The organism is Frankia sp. AvcI1 (assembly GCF_001420875.1).
GTDB classification, from domain to species: domain Bacteria; phylum Actinomycetota; class Actinomycetes; order Frankiales; family Frankiaceae; genus Frankia; species Frankia alni.
Genome location: NZ_LJFZ01000009.1, coordinates 1 through 9,248 on the forward strand (window position 1 = coordinate 1; position 9,248 = coordinate 9,248).

The 9,248-nt window shown below is 73.8% G+C and carries 4 protein-coding genes and 12 pseudogenes; 9 read left to right on the top strand and 7 right to left on the bottom strand.

Going from position 1 to position 9,248, the window contains the following annotated elements; genetic code table 11:
• Positions 1 to 419 precede the first annotated feature (419 nt).
• A pseudogene (locus tag UK94_RS11220) lies at positions 420 to 1,549 on the bottom strand (P-loop NTPase); the annotation flags it as partial.
• 348 nt (positions 1,550 to 1,897) lie between these two features.
• On the opposite strand from UK94_RS11220, the pseudogene UK94_RS47900 reads away from it, so the two are divergent.
• The 4 pseudogenes from UK94_RS47900 to UK94_RS47915 all read left to right on the top strand — a co-directional run.
• Positions 1,898 to 2,060 (top strand): annotated as a pseudogene (locus UK94_RS47900) (MarR family transcriptional regulator); the annotation flags it as partial.
• Between the two features lies 1 nt (position 2,061).
• Positions 2,062 to 2,141 (top strand): annotated as a pseudogene (locus UK94_RS47905) (MarR family transcriptional regulator); the annotation flags it as partial.
• 1 nt (position 2,142) lies between these two features.
• Positions 2,143 to 2,211 (top strand): annotated as a pseudogene (locus tag UK94_RS47910) (MarR family transcriptional regulator); the annotation flags it as partial.
• A gap of 1 nt (position 2,212) precedes the next feature.
• Positions 2,213 to 2,419, top strand: a pseudogene (locus tag UK94_RS47915) (MarR family transcriptional regulator); the annotation flags it as partial.
• Positions 2,420 to 2,434: 15 nt separating this feature from the next.
• On the opposite strand, the gene UK94_RS11230 reads toward UK94_RS47915, so the two are convergent.
• The 3 genes and pseudogenes from UK94_RS11230 to UK94_RS73500 form a co-directional block, all read right to left on the bottom strand.
• Positions 2,435 to 3,301, bottom strand: a complete 867-nt coding sequence (locus UK94_RS11230; RefSeq protein WP_055749777.1) for a PHP domain-containing protein — start codon at positions 3,299 to 3,301, stop codon at positions 2,435 to 2,437.
• A 124-nt stretch (positions 3,302 to 3,425) separates the two neighbouring features.
• Positions 3,426 to 4,774 (bottom strand): aldehyde dehydrogenase family protein (locus tag UK94_RS11235; RefSeq protein ID WP_235487501.1); only part of this gene is annotated, 1,349 nt, incomplete at its 5' end.
• Between the two features lies 1 nt (position 4,775).
• Positions 4,776 to 4,868: pseudogene (locus tag UK94_RS73500) on the bottom strand (hypothetical protein); the annotation flags it as partial.
• A gap of 205 nt (positions 4,869 to 5,073) precedes the next feature.
• Here UK94_RS73500 and UK94_RS47920 point away from each other — a divergent pair.
• The 5 genes and pseudogenes from UK94_RS47920 to UK94_RS11250 all read left to right on the top strand — a co-directional run.
• Positions 5,074 to 5,322: pseudogene (locus tag UK94_RS47920) on the top strand (4-aminobutyrate--2-oxoglutarate transaminase); the annotation flags it as partial.
• A gap of 1 nt (position 5,323) precedes the next feature.
• Positions 5,324 to 5,488: pseudogene (locus UK94_RS47925) on the top strand (4-aminobutyrate--2-oxoglutarate transaminase); the annotation flags it as partial.
• A gap of 25 nt (positions 5,489 to 5,513) precedes the next feature.
• Positions 5,514 to 6,436, top strand: a pseudogene (locus UK94_RS11240) (aminotransferase class III-fold pyridoxal phosphate-dependent enzyme); the annotation flags it as partial.
• A gap of 157 nt (positions 6,437 to 6,593) precedes the next feature.
• The gene (locus UK94_RS11245) at positions 6,594 to 7,238 is read left to right on the top strand and encodes a DUF6758 family protein (RefSeq protein ID WP_041939822.1); all 645 of its coding nucleotides are present in this window, start codon (positions 6,594 to 6,596) and stop codon (positions 7,236 to 7,238) included.
• A 62-nt stretch (positions 7,239 to 7,300) separates the two neighbouring features.
• A complete protein-coding gene (locus UK94_RS11250) occupies positions 7,301 to 8,230 on the top strand; it encodes a YegS/Rv2252/BmrU family lipid kinase (protein ID WP_055749780.1) in 930 nt (309 codons plus the stop codon).
• 217 nt (positions 8,231 to 8,447) lie between these two features.
• On the opposite strand, the pseudogene UK94_RS47935 reads toward UK94_RS11250, so the two are convergent.
• From UK94_RS47935 to UK94_RS47945, 3 pseudogenes are all read right to left on the bottom strand, one after another.
• Positions 8,448 to 8,836: pseudogene (locus tag UK94_RS47935) on the bottom strand (cbb3-type cytochrome c oxidase subunit I); the annotation flags it as partial.
• A gap of 1 nt (position 8,837) precedes the next feature.
• Positions 8,838 to 9,062, bottom strand: a pseudogene (locus tag UK94_RS47940) (cbb3-type cytochrome c oxidase subunit I); the annotation flags it as partial.
• Position 9,063: 1 nt separating this feature from the next.
• Positions 9,064 to 9,248 (bottom strand): annotated as a pseudogene (locus UK94_RS47945) (cbb3-type cytochrome c oxidase subunit I); the annotation flags it as partial.

The window sequence follows — 9,248 nt, forward strand, 5'->3', positions numbered from 1 at the left end:
GTCGCTGATCATCCCTAGAGGGATCGCAACATGGCTGCGGCAACAGCGGGCCAGGCCTCGGCGGGGTCGCTGATCATCTCTAGGTCGCGTGTGTTATGCCGCGGGGCACAGTTCCGCGGGCGCGACGATCATCCAGGTTGCATGACGGGAGGCGGCNCATTGCGGTACGGAATGTGCGTTCTGCGGGCCCAGACCGTACACGGCGCACCGCAACGCGGCCGCGGTGGGGCCCACCCTTGATCATCTGGGCCGCGTCGACGGACTACGTCGGGAGTCGTGGACTGGGGCTCGATCCTTCCAGGCAGGAGCTAGGCGGCAGCAGGACGCCCGCGGGCGGCCGGGGCCGGTGGTGTCACCGGAGGCCGGGCGCCCGCGGGCGTGGGCCGTGCTTCGGGGTTGCCGTGCTTCGGGGTTGCGCCTCAGCGACCGGCGGGGGTCAGGTTGAGGCTGCGGCCGGCGAGGCCGCGGGAGCGGTAGGTGAGGCGCTCGGCGACGGCGCGCAGGGCCTTGCTGGCCTCGGCGTCCGGCTCGGCGACGACGAGGGGCAGGCCGTTGTCGCCGCCCTCGCGCAGGCGGACGTCCACGGGGACCTGCGCGAGCAGGGGGACGTCGTGGCCGAGGACGCGGGTGAGGCGCTCGGCCACGGCGGCGCCGCCGCCGGAGCCGAAGACGTCCACGCGCTCCCCGCAGTGCGGGCAGGGCAGCCAGGCCATGTTCTCGACCACGCCGACGACGTTCTGCCGGGTCTGCACGGCGATGGTGCCCGCGCGCTCGGCGACCTCGGTGGCGGCGAGCTGCGGGGTGGTGACCACCAGCAGCTCGGAGGAGGGGACGAGCTGGGCCAGGGAGATGGCGATGTCACCGGTGCCGGGCGGCAGGTCCAGCAGGAGGACGTCGAGGTCGCCCCAGAAGACGTCGGACAGGAACTACTCCAGGGCGCGGTGCAGCATCGGTCCGCGCCAGGTCACCGGCTGGTTTCCGCGGGTGAACATGCCGGTGGAGATGACCCGGACGCCGTGCGCCTGGGGAGGCATGATCATCTTCTCGACCTGTGTGGGCGGGCGCTCGATGCCGAGCATCCGGGGCACGGAGTGGCCGTAGATGTCGGCGTCGAGCACGCCCACGGACAGGCCCGATCGGGCCATCGCCGCCGCGAGGTTCACGGTGATCGAGGACTTGCCGACGCCGCCCTTGCCGCTGGCGACGCCATACACCCTGGTCATCGAGCCCGGTTGGGCGAACGGGATCACCTTCGGGGCGACGCCGCCGCGCAGCTTCGTGTGCAGGGCGGTGCGCTGCTCGTCCGACATGACCTGCAGGTCGACACGGACCTCGCGCACCCCCTCGACCGCGCTGACGGCTCGGCTGACACGGTTGATGATCTCATCGCGCATCGGGCAGCCGGACACGGTGAGCAGCACCGTGATGTCAACCGAGCCGTCGTCGAGCACGTGGACCGAAGAGACCATGTCCAGCTCCGTGATGGGGCGGCCGATCTCGGGATCGTGCACCGTCGCCAGAGCCGACTGGATCGCGTCGGAGGAAGGCCNGGATGGGGACAAGGGAAACCTCAGTCACTGATTGGCATCAGATGCGGCCCTCGGAGCCGCCGTTCGCTCCACGATAGCCCGCGGGAAGCCCGTCGGCGTTGGCCCGCCGGCCAGGTGTGCGCCACGGGTGCCAGGACCTGGATGAATCCGGCGGTACCGGTGGTTGTCNATCGGTGCGGCCTGCTGGTTCCCGGGGCCTGTCGGGAATCTGACTCCACCCGGGCCGATGGCCGTGACCTGGATGTCGGGCGCGCGGCGGCGCCCCGGCTCCGGCCGGTGCCGTGGCGGGAGAGCCGACGGGGGCACGTCACGGCATAGGCTGATCGAGGCGGCAGCGGGAGGACGCGATGGCAGTCGAAGAGGTGATCGGCGCCAGCTCCGAGACCGACGCGGACTGGGTCGACGAGCGCGGCATGCGAGCCTGGCGGGGGCTGCTGCAGGCGCACGCGCATGTCACCAGGGTGCTCGAGGCGGAGCTGGAAGCCATCCATCACCTGCCGTTGGCCTCCTNCGACGTGCTCGTCCAGCTCGCCGAGGCGCCGAACCGCGAGCTGCGGATGAGCGAGCTGGCGCAGGCGGTGCTGCTGTCCCNCAGTGGGCTGACCCGGCTCGTCGACCGGCTGGAGCGCGAGGGGCTGGTCACCCGGCGATCCTGTCCCTCNGACGCCCGGGGCACGCTCGCCACCCTGACGCCGCAGGGTCTCGACCGGCTTCGGGCCGCCTCCGGCACCCACCTGAAGGGGGTGGGACGGCACGTGCTGTCCCACTTCAGCCGGGCGGAACAGGAGCAGCTCGCCGAGCTGCTCGGGCGGCTCAGCCCGGGCCGCGGCTCCGACACCGGTGGCCGGGGGTGCGGCAAGGGGGTGTGAGCTCGGCCCCGGTGGTCAGGTCGAGGCCGGGCCCTGGAGCGGTGCGGCGCCGGTGGCGGCGGCGAGCAGTCGCTCGTACGACGCGCGGCTGGTCGTCTCGGCGGCGAGGCCCTGCGGCTTGCTGCTGCCGTGGAAGTCGCTCGATCCCGTCACGATCAGGTCGAGGTCGGCGGCGAGTCCGCGCAGCCGGCGCCGTTCGTCGGCGTCATGGTCGGGATGGTCGACCTCGACCCCGCCGAGCCCCGCCCGGGCCATCTGCTCGATCACGTCGGGCCCGACCGTCACCCCGCGTCGGCTGGCGAACGGGTGCGCGAACACGCTGACCCCGCCCGCGTCGCGGATCAGCCGCAGGGTCTGCCAGACGTCCGGCTGCTCCTTGCCGACCCAGTACGGCCCGCCGGTGCCGATCCAGTCGCGGGTGAAGGCCGCCGCCACCGTCGGCACCAGCCCGGCCTCGACCATCGCCGCGGCGACGTGCGGGCGGCCCACCGTCCCGGCGGCGAGTTCCGCCACCCGCTCCCAGCGGATCGGGTGCCCGTCGGCGGCCAACCGGTCGGCCATCCGGCGGGCGCGGACGGCCCGATGCTCGCGGACCCGGGCGCGGACCGCGGCGAAGGCGGGTTCGGCCGCGTCGAACAGGTAGGCCAACACGTGCAGGGAGATCGACCCGCCGGGCACGTCGACGGAGCAGGAGATCTCGGCGCCCGGTACCAGGGTGAGGCCGCCGGGCCGCGCCGCGGCGGCGCGCCCGAGGCCGGCGGTGGTGTCGTGGTCGGTCAGCGCGATGACCGACAGACCCGACTCGGCGGCGAGCCGGACGAGATCCTCCGGTGAGACCAGGCCGTCCGACGCGGTGGAGTGGGTGTGCAGGTCGATGGTCATTCGCCCATGCTGGCAGCTCGTCCCCGCCGGCCGCACCGAGTCGGGACCGCGTCGCGGGCCGGCCGAGCATCGCGGTCGCTCGGCGGTTCGACTCGGCGACTCGGCGGTTCGGCGGTTCGGGAGGCTAGAGATCGAGGCCGGTGAGGACCAGGACGCGCTCCTCGGTGAGGTCGGTCATGGCTGCGCGGACGCCCTCCCGGCCGATGCCGGACCCCTTCGTGCCGCCGTAGGGCATCTGGTCGGCGCGGTAGGAGGGGACGTCACCGATGACGACCCCGCCGACGGCGAGCTCGCGGTGGGCGCGGAACGCGGTGGCCAGGTCGTGGGTGAACACGCCGGTCTGCAGACCGAACTCGCTGTCGTTGACCCGGGCGAGGCCCTCGTCCAGGCCGTCCACCGCGGCCACGACGACGACCGGTCCGAAGACCTCCTCGCGCACGACCCGGGCATCGGCGGGGACGTCGGTGAGCACCGTCGGCGCGATGGACGCACCGGTGCGCGATCCGCCGCAGACGAGCGTCCCGCCGGCGGCGACGGCCTCGGCGATCCACTGTTCGACCCGGCGCGCCGCGGCCTCGTCGATGAGCGGGCCCACGTCGGTGGCCGGATCGGTCGGGTCGCCGCCGCGCAGCGCCCGCACCGCGGTCACGATCTCGCGCAGCAGCTCGTCGTGGACGGACCGGTCGGCATAGACGCGCTGCACGGCGATGCAGGACTGGCCGGCCTGGTAGTTGGCGAACAGGGCGATGCGCCCGGCCGCCCGGGCGAGGTCGCCGGGCGCCGCGTAGTCGGCCGCGACCAGCACGGCGCCGTTGCCGCCGAGTTCGAGCACCACGTGCTTGCGGGGCACCGCGTCGCGGATCGACCAGCCGACCGGGCCGGAGCCGGTGAAGGACACCACCGGCAGGCGCGGGTCCGTGACGAGCCCGGTGACCTCGCTGTTCGGGACGGGCAGGACCGACCAGGACCCCTCGGGCAGGTCGGTCTCGGCGAGCAGATCGCCGAGGAACAGCGCGGACAGCGGTGTGCGGGGGGCGGGCTTGACGATGATCGGGGCGCCGACCGCCAGCGCCGGTGCGACCTTGTGCGCCACCAGGTTCAGCGGGAAGTTGAACGGGGTGATCCCCAGCACGGGCCCGCGCGGGAAGCGCCGGCTCAGCGCCAGGCGCCCCTCCCCGGTCGGGTCCGTGTCCAGCCGGGTCAGCTCGCCGGTGAAGCGACGGGCCTCCTCCGCGCCCCAGCGAAACGTCGAGCTCGCCCGGGCCACCTCGGCCCGAGCCCAGGTCAGCGGCTTGCCGCTCTCCGCGGTGATGAGGCGGGCGAGCTCGTCGCCGCGCCGCGCGATCTCCCTGGACACGTGCGCCAGCGCCGAGGCGCGCACGTGCGCCGGCAGCGCCGAGAACCGCGGGGACACCTCGGCGGCGGCCGCGACGGCGCGCTCGACCTGGTCGGCGTCGGGCTGCGCCACGGTGGNCACGAGGCCGTCGTCGAAGGGGTGGCGAACGTCGATGGTCGTGGCCCCCTCGGCGCGGTTGCCCGCCAGCCAGAACGAGGTGACGTCAGCCATTGCGCTCCGCCCATGTCGTCGCCATCAGCCGCCATCCTAGGCGCATCGTCGGCGCCCCGGCGGTTCCAACGCGCCCCACCGGGCCATCGGCGCATGCCACCCCATGAAGCGGCGCTGAGCTGGGCGGACAGGCCGGCCCCGAGCCCGTGGGCGGGGGACGATGCCCTGGTGGACAGCGGCCGGCGAGCAGGCGGGAGCCGATGAGATGAACCCTCCGAACGTGCCGGCCCGCGGCGGGCCGGGGCTGCCCCAGATCCGCCGCCTCGTCACCGAGATCCCCGGGCCCCGCTCGCGCGCGCTGGCCGCCCGCCGGGCCGGCGCGGTGGCCCGCGGAGTCGGCGAGACCCTGCCCGTGTACGTGCACGCGGCCGGCGGCGGGGTCGTCGTCGACGTCGACGGCAACTCGCTGATCGACTTCGGCTCGGGGATCGCCGTGGTCAGCGTCGGCAACGCCNCGGACGGCGTGGTCGCCGCGGTGCGCGAGCAGGTCGGCCGGTTCACCCACACCTGCTTCATGATCACCCCCTACGAGGGGTACGTCGCGGTCTGCGAGGCCCTGAACCGGCTGACCCCGGGCGACCACGACAAGCGCTCGGCGCTGTTCAACTCCGGGGCGGAGGNCGTCGAGAACGCCGTCAAGATCGNCCGCTCGGCGACCGGGCGCGCCGCGATCGTCGTCTTCGAGCACGCCTACCACGGGCGGACGAACCTGACGCTGGCGATGACGGCGAAGTCGGCGCCCTACAAGGCCGGTTTCGGGCCCTTCGCCCCCGAGGTGTACCGGGTGCCGCTGGCCTACCCCTACCGCTGGCCGACCGGTCGGGAGCACTGCGGCGAGCAGGCGGCGGCGCGGGTGATCGAACTCGTCCGGGACGAGATCGGCGCGGGCGAGGTGGCCGCGCTGGTCATCGAGCCGATCCAGGGCGAGGGCGGGTTCATCGTCCCCGGCCGCGGCTTCCTGCCCCGCCTCGCCGAGTTCTGCGCGGACGCCGGCATCCTGTTCGTCGCCGACGAGATCCAGACCGGCTTCGCCCGCACCGGCACGATGTTCGCCTGCGAGGACGAGGGCGTCGTGCCGGACCTCATCACCACCGCGAAGGGCATCGCCGGCGGGATGCCGCTGGCGGCCGTCACCGGACGGGCCGAGATCATGGACGCCCCGCAGGTCGGCGGGCTCGGCGGCACGTACGGCGGCAACCCGGCGGCCTGCGCGGCGGCACTCGCGGCCATCGGGTTCATCGAGTCCGCGGACCTCGCCGCCCGCGCGCGGCGCATCGGCGAGCTCGCGCTGCCCCGGCTGCGCGCCCTGGCGGCGCGGTACGACGTGATCGGGGACGTCCGCGGGCGAGGTGCGATGCTCGCCCTGGAACTCGTCCGCGGCGGGGGCGACACCCGCCCGGACAGGGAGCTGACCGGCGCCGTCGCGGCGGCCTGCCACCGCCGCGGCCTGATCGTGCTCACCGCCGGCACCTGGGGCAACGTCCTGCGGCTGCTGCCGCCGCTGGTCATGGACCCTGCGCTGTTGCTCGCCGGTCTCGACGTCCTCGACGAGGCCTTCGCCGAGGTCANCGCCGCCCGCTGACTGCCCGGCGGTTCGGCGTACCTGCCCGGCGGTTCGGCACATCTGTGCTGGTGGGGCGGTTGCTCGTGGTACAGGACGGGAACAGCGGTATCGGAACCGCCGAGGTCCGGCGGCCCCCCTCCACCTACGCCAGGAGGCGCCCGGTGAGCATTGCTGCCGCCTGCCCTCGTTGTCTCGGCCCGCTCCGCCCACCCGACCTGTGGAGCAGCCAGTACCGCTGCGACGAGCACGGGGAGGTGAGCCCGTACCGGACGGCCGTCTTCTCCCGCGAGCAGGCGTTGCACGCCCTGGCCACGTCCTCCACCGTGCCCGTGTGGCTGCCCGAGCCCATGCCGGTGCACTGGTACGTCAGCGGAGTCGGCTGGGCCGGCGACGAGCGCACCGGACCGCGGGCCAGCGCGCTCGCCCTCGCCGGCCCCTGCCCGCTGGGCGGCCCGGCGGAGATGATCCTCGTCGCCGAGGCACCCGGGGTGGGCCTCGGCGCCCGGCTGGCCGGCATCACCGGCCTCGACCCGCAGGCGCTGCCGGGCGTGCCCGAGGCCAAGGTCGAGGCCGCGGGGCATCCCACCGCGATGTGGCCGCTGGCCGTCCCGCCGGACCGGGCCGCCTTCGTCGGGGAGGCCCGCGGGGTGTGGCTGTGGCTGGTGCTCTGGCCGGCGGACGCGGCGCTGATCCTGCTGGAGCACCTGGTGCTTCGCGATGTGCGGGACGCCCCCGAAATCGGTGAACGGTCGTTCTTCGGCGCTGTCAGCGAGCATCTCACCGTCGCGCCGTCCTCGGTTCGGTGAGTGAGGTTCCCGCGGCCGTAGGCTGATCCGATCGGATCGGCCGGCGAAGGGACTCGGGCAGCATGACGCAACCGTCGTTCCCGGCGCCGACCGCCGCGGCGGTCGACCGGCGGCTGGTCACCGTGATCGTCAATCCGAGCGCGGGGCGCGGGCGGGCGCTGCGCCTGCTCGACGGCGTCCGCACCGAGCTCGACCGGTGGGCTGCTGACGTGCGCGTCGCCCCCACCCGCGACCTCGCGCACGCCGGTCGGCTCGCCGCCGAGGCCACCGCGCAGGGACGGGTGGTGGCGGCGCTCGGGGGGGACGGCCTCGCCGGGGCGGTCGCCGGGGCGGTGGCGCGGGCGGGTGGGCTGCTCGCCGTGCTGCCCGGCGGCCGCGGCAACGACTTCGCCCGCGGGCTGGGCCTGTCCGCCGACCCCCGCCGCGTCGCCGCCGAGCTCGCCGGGTTCCAGGAGCGGCGGGTGGATCTGCCCGAGGTCGGCGGCCGGCCGTACCTGGGGATCGCCAGCGTCGGATTCGACTCCGACGTGCAGATCATCGCCAATCGGATGCGCCTGCTGCGCGGGCGGCACGTCTACACCTACGCGGCGCTGCGGGCGGTGGCGGCCTGGCGGCCGGCGCGGTTCACGGTGGCGATCGACGACGGTCCGCCCGAGGTGCTGCACGGCTGGACGGTGGCCGCGGCCAACGCGGCCTACTACGGCGGCGGGATGCGCTTCGCCCCCGACGCCGACCTCGCCGACGGGCTGCTCGACATCGTGCTGATCTCGCGGACGTCCCGGCTGACGTTCCTGGCGCTGTTCCCGCGGGTCTTCACCGGCCGGCACGTCCACACCCGCCACGTGCGGGTGCTGCGGGGGAAGCGGCTGCACATCGGCGCCGACCGGCCGTTCGCGGTGTACGCCGACGGCGACCCGCTGGCCGACCTGCCGGCCGAGATCGTCGTCCGCCCGGACGCGCTGCGCCTGCTCGTCCCGCCCCGTCGATCATGATCCGCCTGCGGTGCGTTCTGCACGGTCTGAAGCCGCAGACCGTGCGCACCGCACCGCAGTGTGGTCCTCGCGCCGTGACCGTTCCGGGCGGCAGCGGCAGCGGCAGCGGCAGCTGCAGAGGCAGAGATCAGGGCGCGGTCAGTCCGCCCGCCGGGCGGGCTGGGTGTCGGCGTCGGCGTCGGCGATCTCCGGCGTCGAGTGGTAGTCGACGAGGCCNCTGACCTGCGGGTAGTGCAGGTCGAAGGCGGGCCGCTCGGAGCGGATCCGGGGCAGCCGCCGGAAGTTGTGCCGCGGCGGCGGGCAGGACGTCGCCCATTCCAGCGAGTTGCCGTACCCCCAGGGGTCGTCGACGGTGGCGAGGGCGCCGTGCCGGTAGGAGTGCCACAGGTTGTAGATGAGCGGCAGCGTGGACGCGGCGAGCAGGAACGCGCCGGCGGTCGAAACCGTGTTCAGGGTGGTGAAACCGTCGGTCGGACCGTAGTCGGCGTAGCGCCGCGGCATGCCGCGCACGCCGAGCCAGTGCTGCACCAGGAACGTGGTGTGGAAGCCGAAGAACATGGTCCAGAAATGGACCTTGCCCAGCCGGTCGTTCATCATCCGGCCGCTNACCTTCGGGAACCAGAAGTAGGTGCCGCCGAACGCGGCGAAGACGACGGTGCCGAACACGACGTAGTGGAAGTGGGCGACGACGAAGTAGCTGTCGCTGACATGGAAGTCGATCGGCGGGCTGGCCAGCATCACCCCGGTCAGTCCGCCGAACAGGAACGTCACCAGGAAGCCGAGCGCGAACAGCATCGGCGTCTCGAAGGTGAGCTGCCCACGCCACATCGTGNCGATCCAGTTGAAGAACTTGATGCCGGTCGGCACCGCGATGAGAAACGACAGCAGCGCGAAGAACGGCAGCAGTACCGCGCCGGTGACGAACATGTGGTGAGCCCACACCGTGAGCGACAGCACACCGATCCCGATCGTGGCGAAGACCAGCCCCTTGTAGCCGAACAGGGGCTTTCGGGAGAAG